Source organism: Pseudomonas sp. LAMO17WK12:I5 (genome assembly GCF_900215165.1).
GTDB classification, from domain to species: Bacteria; Pseudomonadota; Gammaproteobacteria; order Pseudomonadales; family Pseudomonadaceae; genus Aquipseudomonas; species Aquipseudomonas putida_A.
The window spans coordinates 84,381-104,523 of the sequence record NZ_OBDS01000009.1; the positions used below are offsets into that span (position 1 = coordinate 84,381).

General features: G+C 61.1%; 16 protein-coding genes. 13 read left to right on the forward strand and 3 right to left on the reverse strand.

What is annotated here, in order from left to right; translation table 11 throughout:
• Positions 1-94: 94 nt before the first annotated feature.
• Positions 95-1,150, reverse strand: a complete 1,056-nt coding sequence (bioB, locus tag CRO59_RS17155; protein ID WP_027610689.1) for a biotin synthase BioB — start codon at positions 1,148-1,150, stop codon at positions 95-97.
• 91 nt (positions 1,151-1,241) lie between these two features.
• Between bioB and CRO59_RS17160 the strand changes: the two genes are divergently transcribed.
• The 5 genes from CRO59_RS17160 to rarD all read left to right on the forward strand — a co-directional run bounded on the left by CRO59_RS17160 (position 1,242) and on the right by rarD (position 7,110).
• Positions 1,242-1,976: a ComF family protein gene (locus CRO59_RS17160; protein ID WP_097089097.1), complete on the forward strand. Its 735-nt coding sequence runs from the start codon at positions 1,242-1,244 to the stop codon at positions 1,974-1,976.
• A 175-nt stretch (positions 1,977-2,151) separates the two neighbouring features.
• Positions 2,152-2,916, forward strand: a complete 765-nt coding sequence (locus CRO59_RS17165; RefSeq protein ID WP_097089095.1) for a TOBE domain-containing protein — start codon at positions 2,152-2,154, stop codon at positions 2,914-2,916.
• A gap of 70 nt (positions 2,917-2,986) precedes the next feature.
• The gene (locus CRO59_RS17170; RefSeq protein WP_097089093.1) at positions 2,987-4,888 is read left to right on the forward strand and encodes a PhoX family phosphatase; all 1,902 of its coding nucleotides are present in this window, start codon (positions 2,987-2,989) and stop codon (positions 4,886-4,888) included.
• 166 nt (positions 4,889-5,054) lie between these two features.
• Positions 5,055-6,029, forward strand: coding sequence for a serine/threonine protein kinase (locus CRO59_RS17175; RefSeq protein WP_027610685.1), 975 nt, complete (start codon positions 5,055-5,057; stop codon positions 6,027-6,029).
• A 193-nt stretch (positions 6,030-6,222) separates the two neighbouring features.
• Positions 6,223-7,110: an EamA family transporter RarD gene (gene rarD, locus CRO59_RS17180; protein WP_095137447.1), complete on the forward strand. Its 888-nt coding sequence runs from the start codon at positions 6,223-6,225 to the stop codon at positions 7,108-7,110.
• Between the two features lie 222 nt (positions 7,111-7,332).
• Here rarD and CRO59_RS17185 read toward each other — a convergent pair whose 3' ends face one another.
• Positions 7,333-7,851 carry a glycine cleavage system protein R gene (locus CRO59_RS17185; protein WP_027610683.1) on the reverse strand — a complete coding sequence of 173 codons (519 nt, stop codon included), beginning with the start codon at positions 7,849-7,851 and terminating at the stop codon, positions 7,333-7,335.
• A 607-nt stretch (positions 7,852-8,458) separates the two neighbouring features.
• Here CRO59_RS17185 and CRO59_RS17190 point away from each other — a divergent pair.
• Positions 8,459-10,636 carry a malate synthase G gene (locus CRO59_RS17190; protein WP_097089091.1) on the forward strand — a complete coding sequence of 726 codons (2,178 nt, stop codon included), beginning with the start codon at positions 8,459-8,461 and terminating at the stop codon, positions 10,634-10,636.
• A 258-nt stretch (positions 10,637-10,894) separates the two neighbouring features.
• Here CRO59_RS17190 and CRO59_RS17195 read toward each other — a convergent pair whose 3' ends face one another.
• Positions 10,895-11,341 carry a response regulator gene (locus tag CRO59_RS17195; RefSeq protein ID WP_027610681.1) on the reverse strand — a complete coding sequence of 149 codons (447 nt, stop codon included), beginning with the start codon at positions 11,339-11,341 and terminating at the stop codon, positions 10,895-10,897.
• A gap of 259 nt (positions 11,342-11,600) precedes the next feature.
• On the opposite strand from CRO59_RS17195, the gene CRO59_RS17200 reads away from it, so the two are divergent.
• The 7 genes from CRO59_RS17200 (at position 11,601) to CRO59_RS17230 (ending at position 19,981) form a co-directional block, all read left to right on the forward strand.
• Positions 11,601-13,535 (forward strand): putative nucleotidyltransferase substrate binding domain-containing protein, encoded by a 1,935-nt coding sequence (locus tag CRO59_RS17200; protein WP_305883207.1) that lies wholly within the window; start codon positions 11,601-11,603, stop codon positions 13,533-13,535.
• Entirely contained in the window at positions 13,532-14,239 is a 708-nt protein-coding gene (locus CRO59_RS17205) for a PolC-type DNA polymerase III (RefSeq protein ID WP_097089088.1), read from the forward strand. Before CRO59_RS17200 ends, CRO59_RS17205 begins: the two co-directional genes overlap by 4 nt.
• A 207-nt stretch (positions 14,240-14,446) precedes the next feature.
• Positions 14,447-14,965 carry an RNA polymerase sigma factor gene (locus CRO59_RS17210; RefSeq protein ID WP_083369393.1) on the forward strand — a complete coding sequence of 173 codons (519 nt, stop codon included), beginning with the start codon at positions 14,447-14,449 and terminating at the stop codon, positions 14,963-14,965.
• On the forward strand, positions 14,962-15,933 hold the full coding sequence (locus tag CRO59_RS17215) for a FecR domain-containing protein (protein WP_097089086.1): 972 nt from the start codon (positions 14,962-14,964) through the stop codon (positions 15,931-15,933). The genes CRO59_RS17210 and CRO59_RS17215 overlap by 4 nt, the downstream gene beginning before the upstream one ends.
• 234 nt (positions 15,934-16,167) lie before the next feature.
• Positions 16,168-18,606 carry a TonB-dependent siderophore receptor gene (locus CRO59_RS17220; RefSeq protein ID WP_097089084.1) on the forward strand — a complete coding sequence of 813 codons (2,439 nt, stop codon included), beginning with the start codon at positions 16,168-16,170 and terminating at the stop codon, positions 18,604-18,606.
• Between the two features lie 74 nt (positions 18,607-18,680).
• Positions 18,681-19,805, forward strand: coding sequence for a PepSY domain-containing protein (locus CRO59_RS17225; RefSeq protein WP_097089171.1), 1,125 nt, complete (start codon positions 18,681-18,683; stop codon positions 19,803-19,805).
• Positions 19,802-19,981 (forward strand): hypothetical protein, encoded by a 180-nt coding sequence (locus tag CRO59_RS17230; RefSeq protein WP_027610674.1) that lies wholly within the window; start codon positions 19,802-19,804, stop codon positions 19,979-19,981. The genes CRO59_RS17225 and CRO59_RS17230 overlap by 4 nt, the downstream gene beginning before the upstream one ends.
• Positions 19,982-20,143: the final 162 nt, after the last annotated feature.

Genomic DNA, 20,143 nt, shown 5'->3' on the forward strand with positions numbered 1-20,143 from the left:
GACATTCAACGGTAATGTCGACTGCACTGACGCTTTCGCGAGCAAGCCCGCTCCCACAGGGGTTTTGCATTCCTTCAGAGAAATCCGCGCAGGTTTAGACCGCCGCGTTATAGAACTGCTCGCTGCTCTTCTGCTCCACCAGCGCCTGCTCGATCGCGGCCTGATGCACTTCATCGGCATGCTCTTCGCGCGCTTCAGGCTGAATGCCCAGGCGCGCGAACAGTTGCATGTCCTTGTCGGCCTGCGGGTTGGCGGTGGTCAGCAGTTTGTCGCCGTAGAAAATCGAGTTGGCACCGGCGAAGAACGCCAACGCCTGCATCTGCTCGTTCATCGCTTCGCGGCCGGCGGACAGACGCACATGGGACTGCGGCATGAGGATGCGCGCGACAGCGAGCATGCGGATGAAGTCGAACGGATCGACGTCATCGGCGTTTTCCAGCGGCGTGCCGGCGACCTTCACCAGCATGTTGATCGGCACCGACTCCGGATGCTCCGGCAGGTTGGCCAACTGGATCAGCAGGTTGGCGCGGTCGTCCAGCGACTCGCCCATGCCGAGAATGCCGCCGGAGCAGATCTTCATCCCCGACTCACGCACATAAGCCAGGGTTTGCAGGCGCTCGCTGTAAGTACGGGTGGTGATGATGCTGCCGTAGAACTCCGGCGAGGTGTCGAGGTTGTGGTTGTAGTAATCGAGACCAGCCTTGGCCAGCGCCTCGGTCTGTTCCTGATCGAGACGACCGAGAGTCATGCAGGTTTCCAGACCCATGGCTTTCACGCCTTCAACCATCTTCAGCACATACGGCATGTCTTTGGCCGACGGGTGCTTCCACGCCGCGCCCATGCAGAAACGGGTCGAGCCGATGGCTTTGGCGCGGGCAGCCTCTTCGAGGACTTTCTGCACTTCCATCAGCTTTTCTTTTTCCAGGCCGGTGTTGTAGTGACCGGACTGTGGGCAGTACTTGCAGTCTTCCGGGCAGGCACCGGTCTTGATCGACAGCAGCGTGGAAACCTGCACGCGATTGGCGTTGAAATGTGCGCGGTGCACCGTCTGCGCCTGGAACAGCAAGTCGTTGAATGGCTGTACGAAGAGCGCTTTGACTTCGGCTAAAGACCAGTCGTGACGCAGGGTGGCAGAGGTGCTGGCGCTCATGGGCAGTTCCTTGGTTATGCTTGGCTGGCGGCTGCGGGAACGGAATACCCACAGGCGCGACACGGATGTTCGGCATATTTAAGGAAGAGTCATGCGCTGTCAACCACGATACGAAGCACAGGTTTACATCTGTTTAAAAAACGTACAAAGCTGTTTGTTGTGCGATGAACCCGCAGAAGCAGAAGTGCCAATCTGCGTCGCCTGTGAAACCGATCTGCCCTGGCTCGGCGACCATTGCCAGACCTGCGCCCTACCGCTGCCCGGCGCTGGACCGACTTGCGGCGGGTGCCTGCTAGAGCCGCCGGCGTTCGAACAGGTGGTCGTGCCGTGGCGCTATGACTTCCCGGTGGACAGTTTGATTACGCGTTTTAAACACAACGCGAAATGGCCGTTTGGTCACTTGCTCGCCGATGTTGCCGGACAATACCTGCAACATCGCTTCGATGAAGGATTGCCAAGGCCTGATGCGTTGTTGCCGGTGCCACTGGCGGGGAAACGCCTGCGTCAACGTGGGTTCAATCAAGCGGCAATGCTCGGGCGATGGTTGAGCCAACAGCTGGATCTGCCTTTTGAGGAACATGCTCTACGGCGGGTCCACGACACCAGCGCCCAACAGGATCTCGACGCCAAGGCGCGCAAGCGCAATTTGCGTCACGCCTTCGCTGTGGCCCCTGACGCCGAGGTGAAAGGTCGGCACTTCGCGTTGATTGATGATGTGCTGACCACCGGCGCCACGGCCCAGGCACTGGCGCGATTGTTGAGGGATGCGGGCGCTGCAAGAGTCGACGTCTATTGTCTGGCCCGCACGCCAAAGCCCGGAAGCTGAACTTTGTAGGAGTGAGCCTGCTCGCGATAACGCAATCACGGCCAACATTGATGCTGACTGTTCCACCGCCATCGCGAGCAGGCTCACTCCTACAAGGGCACTGTGTTTGGCTTGACTGATGCGTCGCAAGCCGCCAACTTCACTCTCCACCGCCACTGTGAAAAAGCACCCACCAATGTCCCTGCCCACCCTGCTCTCCCAGCACATCGTTCGCCGTCCGCAGCGCATCGCCCTGCTGCAACACATTGCCGAACAGGGCTCGATCACCCGCGCCGCGAAAAGCGCCGGTTTGAGTTACAAAGCGGCATGGGATGCGATCGATGAGCTGAACAACCTGGCGCAGAAACCGCTGGTGGAACGTGCGGTCGGCGGCAAGGGCGGCGGCGGTGCCAGATTGTCCAGCGAAGGCGAACGGGTGTTGCGTCTGTACCAAAAGCTGCAAGCTTTACAGGCGCAGGTGCTGGAGGCCGCTGAGGACGCCAGCGATCTGGATCTGCTTGGGCGATTGATGCTCAGAACCAGCGCGCGCAACCAGTTGCACGGCAAAGTCGTGGCTATCGAGGGTCAGGGCCGCAACGACCTAATTCGCCTCGAACTGGCCGAAGGCCTGTGGATCAACGCGCAGATCACCCACGACAGCACCGTGCACCTGGAACTGCAACCGGGCACCGAAGTGGTGGCCTTGATCAAGGCTGGCTGGCTTGAACTACTGCCCCCGGAGCAAGTTGCAACATCTGGACACAATCTTCTGAGCGGCACTATCGAAGCCATTCTCGATGCCGAAGACGGCCCCAGCGAAGTTCGCATCGCCCTGCCCAACGGCCAGACGCTCTGCGCTCTGGCGGAGCCGCTGCAGCTTCGTACCCGCGGGCTGAGTGTCGAGCAACCGGTGCAGGTGCAGTTCTCGCCGTCCAATGTGCTGATCGGCACGCCGCTGTAATCAGGCGCTGCAACGAAAGCGTAATCGACGCTCATTAAGGTGGCTGCCAAAACCAAGCAGGGAGCCTGATGTGAGCCTATTAGAAGAAAACCAATCGACTGATCTGGAAAAGATGGTCGGCCTCAGCCGTCGCGGCTTCATCAGCGCCGGGGCGCTGTGCGGTGCCGCCATGTTCCTCGGCGGCAACCTGCTCAGCCGCAGCGCGCTGGCCACCGGCATCAGCGCCGGCAACAGCCGCCTGCTCGGTTTCGAGAGCATTCCCGCCGCGACCACCGATGTCATCAGCCTGCCCAAGGGCTACAAGTCCTCGGTGCTGATCAGTTGGGGTCAGCCGCTGCACAAGAACGGCCCGGCGTTCGACCCGAGCGGCAATGGCACCGCCGCCGCCCAGGAAGTGCAGTTCGGCGACAACAACGACGGCATGAGCCTGTTCGAATTCCCCGACGACCGAAACCGTGCGTTGATGGCGATCAACAACGAATACACCAATTATCGCTACCTCTACCCGCACGGCGGCATGCCGCAATCGGCCGAAGACGTGCGCAAGGCGCTGGCCTGCGAAGGTGTGTCAGTGATTGAAGTGCAGCGCAGGAACGGCCAGTGGCAGTTCGTCCAGGGCTCGCGTTACAACCGCCGGATTCACGGCAACTCGCCGCTGCGCATCAGCGGCCCGGCGGCTGGTCACGAGCTGATGAAGACGGCCGCCGACAAGCACGGCAAGAGAGTCCTCGGCACCTTCCAGAACTGCGCCAACGGCAAGACACCGTGGGGCACCTATCTGACCTGCGAAGAAAACTTCACCGATTGCTTTGGCAGCAGCAACGCCCAGCAGCAGTTCGATCCGGCGCAAAAGCGCTACGGTGTCTCTGCCGCCAGCCGCGAGATCAACTGGCACCCGTTCGACCCGCGCTTCGACATGGCCAAAAATCCCAACGAACTCAACCGTCACGGCTGGGTGGTCGAGATCGATCCGTTCGATCCGCAATCGACCCCGGTCAAGCGCACCGCCCTCGGCCGCTTCAAGCACGAAAACGCCGCACTGGCCGAGACCGATGACGGTCGCGCCGTGGTGTACATGGGCGACGACGAGCGTGGCGAGTTCATCTACAAGTTTGTCAGTCGCGACCGCATCAACCATCGCAATGCGAAAGCCAACCGCGACATCCTCGACCACGGCACGCTGTATGTGGCCAAGTTCGACGCCGGTGACGGCAACCCCGATCACCCGAAAGGCCAGGGCCAGTGGATCGAACTGACCCACGGCAAGAACGGCATCGACGCCAGCAGCGGTTTCGCCGATCAGGCCGAAGTGCTGATCCACGCCCGCCTCGCCGCCAGTGTGGTCGGCGCCACGCGCATGGACCGCCCGGAGTGGATCGTCGTCAGTCCGAAGGACGGCCAGGTTTATTGCACCCTGACCAACAACGCCAAGCGCGGCGAAGACGGGCAGCCGGTGGGTGGGCCGAACCCGCGCGAGAAGAACGTCTACGGGCAGATCCTCCGCTGGCGCACCGACCGCGATGATCACGCTTCGAAAACCTTCGCCTGGGACCTGTTCGTGGTTGCCGGCAACCCGGGCGTGCACGCCGGCACGCCGAAGGGTGGTTCGTCGAACATCACCCCGCAGAACATGTTCAACAGCCCGGATGGACTGGGCTTCGACAAGGCCGGGCGTTTGTGGATTCTCACCGATGGCGATTCGAGCAACGCCGGGGACTTTGCCGGGATGGGCAACAACCAGATGCTCTGTGCCGACCCGAAGACCGGCGAGATTCGCCGGTTCATGGTCGGGCCGATTGGTTGTGAAGTCACCGGGATCAGCTTCTCGCCGGATCAGAAAACCCTGTTTGTCGGGATTCAGCATCCTGGCGAGAACGGCGGTTCGACCTTCCCCGAGCATCTGCCGAATGGCAAGCCGCGTTCATCGGTGATGGCGATTACCCGTGAGGATGGCGGAATAGTCGGCGCCTGATAAATCGCTTTCGCGAGCAGGCTCACTCCTACAAGGAAATGCGTTCCAACTGTAGGAGTGAGCCTGCTCGCGATGGCGTCAGCACAGACACCAACCAACTCTCCCGCTGCCATCTGCGCTACCATGCTGGGCCGGACGCGGCAGCCTGCTGCGCGCAGGAGTCAGCATGGCCCACCCGTTTGAAACCCTCACACCCGATCTCGTACTCGATGCCGTCGAAAGCATCGGGTTTCTCAGTGATGCGCGCATTCTGGCGCTCAACAGCTACGAGAACCGCGTCTATCAGGTCGGCATCGAAGACTCCGAACCGCTGATCGCCAAGTTCTACCGTCCGCAACGCTGGACCAACGAAGCCATTCTCGAAGAACACCAGTTCACCTTCGAACTGGCCGACGTCGAAATCCCGGTGGTGGCGCCGCTGATCCACAACGGCCAGACCCTGCACGAACACGCCGGTTTCCGTTTCACCCTGTTTCCGCGTCGCGGCGGCCGTGCGCCGGAGCCGGGCAATCTCGATCAGTTGTATCGTCTCGGCCAGTTGCTCGGGCGGATTCATGCGGTCGGCGCGACCAAGCCGTTCGAACACCGTGAAGCACTGGGCGTACAGAACTTCGGCCACGCCTCGCTGGCGACGTTGCTTGAAGGCAATTTCATCCCCAAGAGCCTGCTGCCGGCCTACGAGTCAGTGGCCCGCGACCTGCTCAAGCGGGTCGAAGACGTCTACGCCGCCACGCCGCACCAGAACATCCGCATGCATGGAGACTGTCACCCCGGCAACATGATGTGCCGCGATGAAATGTTCCACATTGTCGACCTCGACGACTGCCGCATGGGCCCGGCCGTGCAGGACATCTGGATGATGCTCGCCGGCGACCGTCAGGAATGCCTCGGCCAACTGTCGGAGCTGATGGACGGCTACAACGAATTCCATGACTTCGATCCCCGCGAACTGGCGCTGATCGAACCGCTGCGCGCCCTGCGCCTGATGCACTACAGCGCCTGGCTGGCACGACGCTGGGACGACCCGGCGTTCCCGCACAGCTTTCCTTGGTTTGGTACCGAACGGTATTGGGGCGATCAGGTGCTGGCGTTGCGTGAGCAGCTGTCGGCACTGAACGAAGAACCACTGAAACTTTTCTGATTCACCACAAACCATTGTGGGAGGGGGCTTGCTCCCGAAAGCGGTGCGTCAGGCAATTATTCTGCTACTGATACACCTCATTCGCGAGCAAGCCCCCTCCCACATTTGGCCAGTGTTCACAAATTCAAAACTCATTCGCCACCAAATCTCCTTACAATCCCTGCTTTGTCAGCTGCCTAAGCAAGGATTCTGCATGCAAGCCGCCAACCCGCGTCGCGGGTACATTCTGGGCCTGAGTGCCTACATCATCTGGGGCCTGTTCCCGATCTACTTCAAAGCCATCGCCGAAGTCCCCGCTGTCGAGATCATCATTCACCGCGTGTTGTGGTCGGCACTGTTCGGCGCACTGTTGCTGATGGTGTGGAAGCATCCGGGCTGGTTGCGCGAGTTGCTCGACAACCCCAAGCGCCTGGCGATTCTGGCCCTGAGCGGCACCCTGATCGCGGCCAACTGGCTGACCTACGTGTGGTCGGTGAACAACGGGCGCATGCTCGAAGCGAGCCTCGGTTACTACATCAACCCGCTGGTGAACGTGCTGTTGGGGATGCTGATTCTCGGCGAACGCCTGCGGCGCATGCAGTGGATTGCGGTGGGGCTGGCCGCCGTTGGCGTGGCACAGCAGGTGTGGCAGGTCGGCAGTCTGCCGTGGGTGTCGCTGGTGCTGGCGCTGACCTTCGGTTTTTACGGCTTGATCCGCAAACAGGCGCCGGTCAAGGCCTTGCCGGGGCTGGTGGTGGAAACCTGGATGCTGGTGCCGATCGCCGTGGCCTGGCTGCTGTTCAACCAGACCGCCACCAGCGCACAACCCGAGTTCTGGACCACCTCCCAAGCCTGGTGGCTGGTGGCGGCGGGTCCTGTGACGCTCATCCCGCTGGTGTGTTTCAACGCTGCCACCCGTCATCTGCCCTACACCACCATCGGTTTCCTCCAGTACACCGCGCCAACCCTGGTCCTGTTGCAGGCTGTGTTGCTGTTTGGTGAACACCTGTCGTCGAGCACGCTGATCGCGTTCATCTTCATCTGGGCCGGTCTGGCCGTTTACAGCGTCGATGCAGTGATCAGTTTGCGCCGGCGCAGCTGATCAAAAAACGCACAAAGCTTCGCAGGCCACGGTTCTCGTGGCCTGCAACGTTCCTTCCCAAGGTTATCCACAGCGTGATCCCCGCCGTTTGTGCGCAAGTCACTGAATGTTGGCGATTTTTTGATCAGCTCGCTACAGGCCACGGCCGACGTGGCGCTGCGCCCGGTCTCTACAGGTTATCCACAGGCAGGTGCACGTTAAAACTGGATAACCCGGCGCCGGTTAAACGTCTGTGCGTAACACCAGTTCGACCATCAGATCATCGGCCAGAGTTTCCAGGCGCGATTGCAGCACATCCAGCGACAGGGTCAGCGGCACCGCCAGAATCGCTTCGGCGTGAAACAACGGCTCGCTGCTCATCGGTGCCGGGCGCACTTCGGTCACCAGCCGTTCGAGGTTCACCCCCTGCTCGCTGAGCAACCGGGTGATGTCGCGCACGATGCCCGGTCGGTCATTGCCGACCAACTCCATGGCGATCGGTTTCCAGGTGCAGGACTGCTCGATACTGCTTTCGGCAATCAGTACGCGAATGCCTTGGGCCGACAGTGCTTGTAAGGAATCGACTAATTCGTCGTAAGCCTCCGCCGGTACGCCCACCCGCAGAATCCCGGCGAACTGCCCGGCCATCCGTGACATGCGGCTTTCCAGCCAGTTGCCGCCGTGCTCGGCGATGCATTGGGCGATGCGCTCGACCTGCCCCGGCTTGTCCGGAGCAAACACAGTGAGTACGAGATGGTCCATGGCGCCGCCCTCTTGTCATGACTTTTGTTATAGAAAGGCAAGTATAGGCAAGCACCGACATTCAGCCGCCATGCTCAAGTGAACAACACTTGTGGCGAGGGAGCTTGCTCCCGCTGGCGGCCGCAGGACGCCCTCTTCAGTCAGTAATATCTTTCGCGGATGCTTCGCACCCGAGCGGGAGCAAGCTCCCTCGCCACAAACGCGGGCTCATCGAAGCTGAATGGAAGCCACACAGTATTTATGTGTACAACTTTTTATATTTAGCTGGAACAATCCGATGGTTTTTTGAGAACATCCCGTTCCGCGACGTGACCGCAATGCGTCATGAGGTCGCAGAACGACGTTATTAGTCTGATTTTCACAAGCGCAACGCATCATGTAGTATGCCTCGGCGCGCACTACATAACGCTGGATCGATGTCTGCCCAAGGCACGTTCGCAACCCTGAAAGCCCCGTCAGCAAGGCCCCCAAGCCGTTGATTGGTCCCAGCCCAGCCGCCAGCAATGGCATGTACTGGTCGGAAGGTTTGTGGTTTAAATGGCCAGAGGCTTCATTGTCAAAATTGAAGAGCTGAAAAGCGAAATAGCTGAGCAGAGTGAGGCAAGCAATGACTGAACACGTTCAAGTCGGTGGCCTGCAGGTCGCCAAAGTCCTGTTCGACTTCGTGAACAACGAAGCCATTCCCGGTACCGGCCTCACCGCCGAAAAATTCTGGGAAGGTGCCGACAAGGTCATTCATGACCTGGCGCCGAAGAACAAAGCCCTACTCGCCAAACGCGATGACTTCCAGGCTCGCCTTGATGCCTGGCACCAGGAACATGCCGGCCAGGCGCACGACGCCGTGGCTTACAAAGCCTTCCTGCAAGAAATCGGTTATCTGCTGCCAGAAGCGGCTGATTTCCAGGCAACGACGCAAAATGTCGATGATGAAATCGCCCGTACCGCCGGCCCGCAACTCGTGGTTCCGGTGATGAACGCCCGCTTCGCCCTCAATGCCTCGAACGCCCGCTGGGGTTCGCTGTACGACGCCCTCTACGGCACCGACGCGATCAGCGAAGACGGTGGCGCGGAAAAAGGCAAAGGCTACAACAAGGTGCGTGGCGACAAAGTCATCGCCTTCGCCCGTGCGTTCCTCGACGAAGCGGCGCCATTGGCTGCCGGCTCCCACGTCGATTCCACCGGTTACAAGATCGTTGACGGCAAACTGCTGGTCACCCTCAAGGGCGGCAGCAACACCGGCCTGCGTGACGATGCTCAACTGATCGGCTTCCAGGGTTCGGCAGAAGCGCCGATCGCGATACTGCTGAAGAACCACGGCCTGCATTTCGAAATCCAGATCGACGCCAGCACCCCGGTCGGCCAGACCGATGCCGCCGGCGTCAAAGACATCCTGATGGAAGCGGCACTGACCACCATCATGGACTGCGAAGACTCCGTGGCTGCCGTCGATGCCGACGACAAAGTGGTGATCTACCGCAACTGGCTCGGCCTGATGAAGGGCGACCTGTCCGAAGAAGTCGCCAAGGGCGGCCAGACCTTCACCCGCACCATGAATCCGGATCGCACCTACACCAAGGTCGATGGCAGTGAACTGACCCTGCACGGTCGCTCGCTGCTGTTCGTGCGTAACGTCGGTCACCTGATGACCATCGACGCGATCCTGGACAAGGACGGCAACGAAGTGCCGGAAGGCATACTCGACGGTTTGGTGACCTGTCTGGCGGCGATGCACAACCTCAACGGCAACACCTCGCGCAAGAACACTCGCACCGGCTCGGTCTACATCGTCAAACCGAAGATGCACGGCCCGGAAGAAGCGGCGTTCACCAACGAGTTGTTCGGTCGCATCGAAGATGTGCTGGGCCTCAAGCGCAACACCCTGAAAGTCGGGATCATGGACGAGGAGCGCCGCACGACGGTCAACCTCAAGGCCTGCATCAAGGCTGCCAGCGAGCGCGTGGTGTTCATCAACACCGGTTTCCTCGACCGTACCGGCGACGAAATCCACACCTCCATGGAAGCCGGCCCGATGGTGCGCAAGGCCGACATGAAGGCCGAAAAGTGGATCGGCGCCTACGAAAACTGGAACGTCGATATCGGTCTGAGCACCGGCCTGCAAGGTCGTGCGCAAATCGGTAAAGGCATGTGGGCGATGCCCGACCTGATGGCAGCGATGCTCGAACAGAAAATCGCGCACCCGCTGGCCGGCGCCAACACCGCCTGGGTACCGTCGCCGACCGCTGCTGCGCTGCACGCGCTGCACTACCACAAGGTAGACGTGTTCGCCCGTCAGGCCGAACTGGCCCAGCGTGCCCGTGCTTCGGTAGACGACATCCTGACCATCCCGCTGGCAGTCAACCCGAGCTGGACCCCGGAGCAGATCAAGAACGAACTGGACAATAACGCCCAGGGCATTCTCGGTTACGTGGTGCGCTGGATCGACCAGGGCGTGGGTTGTTCGAAAGTGCCGGACATCAATGACGTCGGCCTGATGGAAGACCGTGCGACGCTGCGCATCTCCAGCCAGCACATCGCCAACTGGCTGCGCCACGGTATCGTCACCGAAGCGCAAGTGATGGAAAGCCTCAAGCGCATGGCGCCAGTGGTTGACCGGCAGAACGCCAACGACCCGCTGTACCGTCCGCTGGCACCGAACTTCGACAGCAACATCGCCTTCCAGGCGGCGGTCGAACTGGTGATCGAAGGCACCAAACAGCCGAACGGCTACACCGAGCCGGTTCTGCACCGTCGTCGTCGCGAGTTCAAGAAGGCCAACGGCCTGTAAGTTTGCGCTGATGTGAAAAAGCCCTGATCGAGAGATCAGGGCTTTTTTGTTTGTGCGGTTTGGGAGGTGATTTGTGGAGGACTTTAGACCGGTCCCCCTCACCCCAGCCCTCTCCCCCAAGGGGTAGAGGGGGAAAGGGAGTCGATCTTTTTGCATTTCAAAACCGGAGTTCGACTGAGGAATTTCAAGTCGGTGTACCTCGAATATTCAACTCGGTCAGTCCCTTCTCCCCTTAGGAGAGGGTTAGGGTGAGGGCTCTTAGGGTTCTATGCCCAATTCGTGTTTGACCAGGCCCAGCAGCTTCACCGTATCAATCGGCTTGAGCAGAAAATCCACCACGCTCAAATGCATCGCCGCGATGGCGTCCTTCACATCGGCATCGCCGGAAACAATGATGATCGGCAACGCCGCCCGCACCGATTCGCGTACCTGGCGGATCAAGTCCAGGCCATCGACGTTGCCCATGCGCAGATCCGTGATCACCAGGCCAATCGAGGGTTTTTCCGCGAGCATCTTCAGTGCGGCTTCACCGCTGGCCGCAGTCATGCAACGAATACCGTCCAACGCGAGAATCTCCGACAACAGCTCCCGGGCGTCCTTGTCGTCATCGACGATCAGTACACGTTGCGGCGGCAAGTCGGGTTCGAGCATTACAGCGCTGAGCGCTTCACGCTCGGCGTCGCTCAAAATATCGTGGTCGGACATGGCATTCTCTACGTTTTCAATTCAGTCACCTGGCACAGTCGTCAGACATCGCTAAGCAGAGCTTCAATGTGCACTTCGTCGGATTTTTTTCCAAGTGGCTGGCGGAGGAATTTCCGACTGTTTTTGTAGGGCACTTCCTAAATGTGCCGAGCGGCAGCCCAAACCTAGACTTACGTCCAATGGGCACCCCGCGCGCAGGGGCCGACCATGGCTGCAACGATCCGACAACAACAATTCGAAAAAGACTGCGGTAATGGTTATGAGTAAAGCGGACGCCTTCACCCAGGCAGGGAAAACCGCGGTGTTGCAGAACATTCAGGGCACTCTGCAATTCCTCCAGCGCTTCCCGCCCTTCAATCAGATGGAACACGCCCACCTGGCTTTTCTGGTGGAACAATGTCAGCTGCGCTTCTATGGCCAGGGCGAAAGCATCATCAAGCCCGCCGACGGGCCGGTCGAATATTTCTACATCGTCAAACAGGGCCGAGTGGTCGGCGAACGCCAGCACATCACCCGGCCCGGCACCGAAACCACCTTCGAGATCACCACCGGCGAATGCTTCCCGCTGGCCGCGCTGATTGGCGAACGGGCGACCCGCACCGAACATCTGGCCAGCGAAGACACCTTCTGCCTGCAGCTGAACAAACCGGCGTTCATCAAGCTGTTCGCCCTGTCCAACAGCTTCCGCGATTTCGCTTTGCGCGGGGTCAGCAGCCTGCTCGATCAGGTCAACCAGCAAGTCCAGCAGAAAGCCGTGGAAACCCTCGGCACCCAGTACTCGCTGAACACCCGCCTCGGCGAATTGGCGATGCGCCATCCGGTGACTTGCAGCCCCGACACGCCGTTGCGCGAAGCGGTGAAGCTGATGCACGAGCAACAGGTCGGCAGCATCGTCGCGGTGGATGAACACAAGGCGCCGCTGGGGATTTTCACCCTGCGTGACCTGCGCGAAGTGGTCGCCAATGGCAGCGGTGATTTCAGCGAAACCATCGAGCGCCACATGACCTGTTCGCCGTTTTTTCTGTCGCCGGATCACAGCGCTTTCGACGCGGCGATTGCCATGACCGAACGGCACATCGCCCACGTTTGTCTGGTCAAGGATCAGCGTCTTTGCGGCGTGGTCTCCGAGCGTGATCTGTTCTCGCTGCAACGGGTCGACCTGGTGCACCTGGCCCGAACCATCCGCAGTGCCCAGCGCCTCGAACAACTGGTGAGCCTGCGCGGCGAGATCGGCCAACTGGTCGAACGCATGCTTGCCCACGGTGCGTCTTCGACGCAGATCACCCACATCATCACCCTGCTCAACGACCACACCGTGTGCCGGGTGATCGAGCTGACCCTCGCCGAAAAAGGCGACCCCGGCGTACCGTTCAGTTGGCTGTGTTTCGGCAGCGAGGGCCGGCGCGAACAGACGCTGCACACCGATCAGGACAACGGCATTCTGTTCGAAGCGCGGGACGCGGCGCACGCGGCGGAGATTCGCGGCAAGCTGCTGCCGATCGCCCAGCAGATCAACCAGAGCCTGGCGCAGTGCGGCTTCAGCCTGTGCAAGGGCAACATCATGGCCGGCAACCCTGAGCTGTGCCTGTCCCGAGCAGAATGGGCGCGGCGCTTTGCAGCATTTATCCGCGAGGCGACGCCGGAGAACCTGCTCGGTTCGAGTATCTATTTCGACCTGCGGGTGGTCTGGGGCGACGAAAAAGGCTGCGCGCAACTACGCCGAGGGATTCTCGATCAGGTCGGCGACAACCGTTTGTTCCAGCGCATGCTGGCCGAGAACGCGCTGCGCAATCGTCCGCCCGTGGGGCGTTTCCGCGAATTTGTGCTGGCACGCAAGAACGGCGAGAAAGCCACCCTTGATCTCAAAGTCCAGGGCCTGACGCCCTTCGTCGACGGCGCACGCCTGTTGGCGCTGGCGCATGGCATCGAAACCAACAACACTCTGGAGCGCTTGCGTCAGCTGGTCGAAAAAGAAGTCATCGAACGGCTCGATGGCGCGGCATATGAAGAGGCTTACCACTTCATCCAGCAGACGCGCATGCAGCAACACCAGATCCAGACCCGTGAGAATCTGCCCTGGTCGAACCGGGTCGATCCCGACAGCCTCAATCATCTGGATCGGCGCATCCTGCGTGAATCCCTGCGCCAGGCCCAGCGCCTGCAAAGCAGCCTGGCCTTGCGGTATCAGCTATGAGCCTGTTCTCGTGGCTGCGGCCGGCCAGCCCTCTGCTGTCGGCAGACCTGCAACAACGTCTGGCAAAACTGCCGGCGATCAGCGAACTGAAAGAATGCAGCCTGCGTGAACAGCGCTGGGTGGTGCTCGATCTGGAAACCACCGGGCTGAACCTGAACAAGGATCGGGTGCTGTCGATCGGCGCGGTGGTGATCGAAGACGGCGCGATCGACTTCAGCCAGCAGTTCGAGCGCACCCTGCAATGTCGGGAGCTGAAGCTCAGCCCGAGCGTGTTGATCCATGGCCTGGGGCCGAACGCGATTGCCGCCGGCAGCGACCCGGCCGAGGCGTTGCTGGAGTTCATGGAGTTCATCGGCGACAGCCCGGTGCTGGCGTTTCATGCGCCCTTCGATCAACACATGCTCGGACGCGCATTGAAGGAACACCTGGGTTACAGGCTGCAGAATGTGTTTCTGGATGTCGCGCACATGGCGCCATTGTTGTGCCCACAGGCGAACATTCGCGAGGCCGGCCTGGATGAATGGATCGACTGGTTCAAGCTTGAGGTGTTCGAGCGGCACAACGCGAGTGCCGATGCGCTGGCCACGGCGGAACTGGCGTTGATCCTGTTCAGCCGGGCGCGGCAGCAGCAGATTCATAGTCCGTTGAACCTGCAACAGCGCTTGAGTCAGTGGAAACGCCGTCAGCAGGCGCCTTCCTTCTAGATCTTCGGTGCCGGTACTGGCCTCTTCGCGAGCAAGCCCGCTCCCACACTGGCATGCATTCCCCCTGTGGGAGCGGGCTTGCTCGCGAAGAACGATGATGCGGTCTTACTGATACCACCCGACCAGTGGCCAATTGCTAACCATTCCCACCTCTGCGAGAATCGCGAACAATTCTCGTTGGTTAACACTTCCCAATCGGTGCGTCTGGTGTCGTCAGTCCCAAGCCCTCACAGTGAACTCGTCGGTGCGTTGTATCGCGACCATCGCGGTTGGCTGCTGAGCTGGTTGCGGCGCAACGTGGCGTGCCCGCAGCGGGCCGAAGACCTGAGCCAGGACACCTTCGTACGGCTGCTCGGTCGCGATGAATTGCTGACGCCGCGCGAACCGCGGGCGTTTCTGGTGGCGATCGCCAAGGGCCTGCTGTTCGACTACTTCCGCCGCGCCGCGCTGGAACAGGCATACCTCACTGAATTGATGCTGATCCCCGAAGGCGAACAACCTTCGGTGGAAGAACAGCAACTGATCCTCGAAGACCTCAAGGCCATCGACCGCCTGCTCGGCAAACTGTCGACCAAGGCCCGCGCCGCTTTCCTGTATAACCGCCTCGACGGCCTCGGCCACGCCGAAATCGCCGAGAAGCTTGGCGTCTCGGTGCCGCGTGTGCGGCAGTACCTCGCGCAAGGCATTCGCCAGTGCTACATCGCCCTGTACGGTGAGCCGACATGAACCCGGCCAGTTCCAAACCGGTCTCGGCTCAGGTGCTGGACGCGGCGATTGCCTGGCAGTTGTCGCTGGATTCCGGCAGTCCGCTGGAGCGCGAAGAGTTCGCCAAGTGGCACGCGGCCCATGAAGAACACGCCCGCGCCTGGCGCCAGCTGGGCATGCTCGATCAGCGCTTCAGCGTCGCCAACGGCCCGGCCCGCGCGGCCTTGCTGCAATCGCGCGAAGGCATTCGACGCCGTGTGCGCAAGCTCGGCAGCGGATTGGCCAGCGTGGTGGCGCTCGTCGGTCTGGCGTTGTTTGCCGGTGATCGCTACTTGCCGCTGGATTACTGGCTCGCCGATCAACGCACCGCCACCGGCGAGCAGCGTACGGTGCGCCTGGCCGATGGCACCGTGCTCAACCTCAACACCCACAGCGCGGTGGATGTGCGTTTCGATGCCAGGCAGCGGCTGATCGTGTTGCAGGCAGGCGAGATCATGGTCGAGACCGGTCACGGCGATGCGCGGCCGTTCATCGTCGAGACCCGCGAAGGCAGCATGCGCGCGTTGGGCACAAGGTTTCTGGTCAAGCGTGAAGACCAAGGCACGCGTCTCAGCGTCCTGCAATCGGCGGTGGCGGCGCATCCGCAAAGTCATCCTGAAGAGCAGATCCTGCGCGAAGGCCAGCAAGTGCTGATCCGCAATGACGGCCTCGACACGGTCGCCGCGCTCACGCCCGGCGCCGATGCCTGGACCCGCGGCATGCTGGTGGTGGACGACGCGCGACTGGAAGACCTGGTGCATGAACTGGGTCGTTATCGCCGAGGGCATCTGGGCGTCGCGCCGGAAGTCGCTGACCTGCGCATCACCGGCAGTTTCCCGCTGCACGACACCGACAAGGCCTTGAGTGCGCTGCTGCCGACCCTGCCGGTGCAGATCGAGCGGCATACACCGTATTGGGTCACGGTGGCGAAGGCTGATACCAAGCCTTAAAAAATTCGTTGTCAGGGAAATAGCTATCGCGAGCAGGCTCACTCCTACAGTAGGAATGCGTTCCCCCTGTAGGAGTGAGCCTGCTCGCGATAGGGCCATCCGCCACACTCGAAAATCCCGAAGCGGCCGCCCCTTTCCAAGTTAATCGAAATTATTTTCATCCAGCCCTATCACTTTTCAATTCTCGTCCGGCACACAGGCAATTGAGAAATATTTCCATTCAGGAGCCTTCGCATGTCCCGTTCGCTAGACACCTTGTTGCGCCCCAGTCTGTTGGCCATCGCCATTGCCCTCAGCGCGCCGCTGCTCAGCAGCCCGTTGCTCGCTGCTGAACAGGCCTCCAGCGTGCGTGCCTACAACCTGCCAGCGGCGCCGCTGTCGACCACGCTGAACCAGATCGCCAGCCAGGGCGGCCTCGCGCTGTCGCTGAATCCGTCGCTGGCCGCCGGCAAGACCTCAGCTCCGGTCAACGGTCAGTACGACGCCGCCGGTGCTCTGCGCGCGGCGCTGCAAGGCACCGGTCTGCAACTGGAACAAAGCAGCGCCGGCACCTACACCCTGGTTGCCGTGCCGGAAGGGACATTGGCGCTGCCGGAAACCGCAGTGATCGGCGTGGAAAATCTGGAAACCGCCTGGGGCCCGGTCGAAGGCTACACCGCCACCCGCACCGCCGCCGGCACCAAGACCGACACTGCGCTGGTCGAAGCACCGCGCTCGATCTCGGTCGCCACCCGTCAGCAAATGGACGACCGCAGCGTGCACAGCCTCGATGACGCCGTGCGCTACATGCCGGGCATCACCGCCAGCAGCTACGGCAGCGACACCCGTATCGACTGGCTGCGGGTGCGCGGTTTCGAGCCGACTCAGTTCCTCGACGGCCTGCCGCTGCCCAAGGGTGTATACGCCAACCCAAAACCTGAAACCTGGAACCTCGACCGCCTCGCGCTGCTGCGCGGCCCGGCCTCTTCCGTCTACGGCCAGACGCCGCCGGGCGGTCTGCTGGACATGGTCAGCCGGCGCCCGAGCGCGGAAGCCAGCAGCGAAATCCAGTTGCAGTACGGCAGCGACAACCATCGTCAGATCAACTTCGCCAGCACCGGCAAGATCGACGACGCCGGGCAGTTTCTCTACGGCATCAGCGGTGTAGTGCGCGACAGCGACACGCAGATCGATCACATCGAGAACAAGCGCTACAACATCGCGCCGAGCCTGACCTGGAACATCGATGACGACACCAAATTCACCCTGCTGACCCAGTTCACCCGCGACGATACCGGTGTCACCAGCCAGTTCTACCCGATTCAGGGCACCAAGATCGACATGCCGTTCGGCAAGATTTCCCATCACAAGAACCTCGGTGATCCGGACTACGACTTCTACGACCGCACCTACTACGCGCTCGGTTATGCCTTCGAGCATCGCCTCAACGATGTGTGGCAGTTCAAGCAGAACCTGCGCTACACCAAGTCGGATCTGTCGTTCCAGACCGTGACCGTCAACAGTTACAACCCATCGTTCGCCGGCTTCACCGTGGATGCTCAGGGCAATGTCGGTCGCGGCACCACCAACGTTGATGAAGACATCAGCCAGTTCGCCGTGGACAACAACTTCCAGGCCGACTTCGCCACTGGCGACATCCGCCATACGCTGTTGCTCGGTCTGGATCACCAGCGCAGCAACACCAACTACACGTCGATCTTCGGCACCGCGCCGGACATTAACGTCAACAACCCGGTCTACGGTCAGCCGATCACCCGTCCAGCACGTTCTTCGGCGTTCTATGACTATGACCAGAAGACCTACCAGACCGGCCTGTACGTACAGGACCAGATGGCCCTCGACCAGTGGCGCCTGACCCTCGGCGGGCGTGAAGACTGGGTGCACACCGGCACGCAATTCATCAACAAGGGCGACGCCACCAACACCCAGCGCGACAAGGCGTTCAGTGGCAACGCGGCGCTCAGCTACGTGTTCGACTCGGGCTTCGTGCCGTACCTGTCGTACGCCGAATCCTTCCAGCCAACCAGCGGCGCCGATGCCACCTCCACCGGTTCGCTCAAGCCGACCGAAGGCAAGCAATGGGAACTGGGCATCAAGTACCAGCCGCCGGGCAGCAAGACTCTGCTGAGCGCTGCGGTGTATGACCTGACCCAGAAGAACGTCGCGGTCAACAGCATCGTCAACAACGTGACCATCACCAGCCAGACCGGTGAAGTGAAGGTCAAAGGCCTGGAGCTGGAAGCGGTTTCCGACGTCACCGATAACCTGAAAGTCATCGCCGCCTACACCCTGGCCAAGTCCGAAGTGCAGAAAGGCGTGGACAAGGGCAATCGCCTGCAACTGATGCCTAACCAGCAAGCTTCGCTGTGGACCGACTACACCTGGCACAGCGGCGTACTCGACGGTTTCGGCATCGGCGGTGGCGTGCGTTACACCGGCAACACTTACGGCGACAAGGCCAACACCTGGCTGGGCAAGGCGGACGCCTACACCGTGTTCGACGCCTCGGTGCATTACGACCTCGGTCGCCTGGACAACAGCCTCAAAGGTGCGTCGCTGGCAATTAACGCCACCAACCTGTTCGACAAGGACTACATCTCCACCTGCGACGGCTACTACTGCTACTACGGTGACCAGCGCAGCGTCATCGCCAGCGCCACTTACAAGTGGTAAGCGCGTGAGCTGAACCAGGTTCTGTCACCAGGCCGTCCCCCGTGGACGGCTTCGGTGTTTTTGAAGGTCATGAAATGAAAAGTAAAACAATTCGCCGCTGGTCGTTCATCCACACCTGGACCAGCCTGATCTGCACCGTGTTTCTGCTGCTGTTGGCATTGACCGGTCTGCCGCTGATCTTTCATCACGAAATCGAGCACCTGCTCGGCGATGCCCCGCAAGTGCGCGAAATGCCCGCCGACACGCCGCGCCTGAACCTGGCGCAACTGGTCGAGGCCGCAGAAAAACATCGCCCAGGTGAAGTGGTGCAGTACTTCGGTTTCGAAGACGACGAACCGAACGCCGTGCTGACGATCATGGCGAAAACCGCCGGCACCGAACCGAACTCGTCGCACACCTTCATGCTCGATGCGCGCACCGGTGAAGCGCTGGAAACCCCATCGGCCAACGGTGGCCTGATGTTGTTCATCCTGCGCCTGCACGTCGACATGTTTGCCGGGCTGCCGGGCAAGTTGCTGCTGGCGTTCATGGGGCTGCTGTTCGTGGTCGCGATCATCTCGGGTACGGTGCTGTACCTGCCGTTCATGCGCCGCTTGCAGTTCGGCACCGTGCGTCAGGACAAGTCCACCCGCCTGCGCTGGCTCGACCTGCACAACCTGATTGGCGTCGTTACCCTGACCTGGGCCTTGGTGGTCGGCGTCACTGGAGTGATCAGCGCCTGCGCCGACCTGCTCATCGCCGCGTGGCGCAATGACACGCTGACCGCCATGGTCGCGCCCTATCGCGATGTCCCGCCGCTGACCCGCCTGGCCCCGGCCACCCGCCTGCTCGACATCGCCCGCGACGTGGCGCCGGGGATGAACCCGGACTTCATCGCCTTCCCTGGCACGCGGTTTTCCAGTGAGCATCACTACGCAGTGTTCATGAAGGGCGGCACGCATCTGACCTCGCACCTGCTGACGCCGGTGCTGATCGACGCCAGCACCCTGCAAGTCACCGCTGTGGCCGAGCGCCCGTGGTACATGGACGCCATGGGCATGTCGCAGCCGCTGCACTTCGGCGACTACGGCGGCATGCCGATGAAGATCCTCTGGGCGACCCTCGACGTGCTGACCATCATTGTCCTCGGCAGCGGCGTGTACCTGTGGGTGGTACGGCGTAAAGCGGCGAAACCACTGCCAGCGGAGGCTGTTGCATGAAGCCGCGTCAGAGCAATTTCTGGAAGGTCTTCAGCACCCCGCTGGTGATTGCGCTGCTGAGTGCGGCGGGATTGTTTTCGGCGCTGTTGGGGGACGGGATCTGGGATGCGTTGAGCTGGGTCGGGTTGGGTGTTCCGGCATTTCTGGCGATCAAGGGATTGCTGCGACGCGGGTGATTTCCGTGTCGCCTGACAAGGCCTCTTCGCGAGCAAGCCCGCTCCCACAGGGGATTTGTGAACGAAACAGATCCAATGTGGGAGCGGGCTTGCTCGCGAAGGCGGCCTGATGAACACCACCAAATCCCTCGCCAGCCGCTCTGTATCTGACTAGGCTAATCT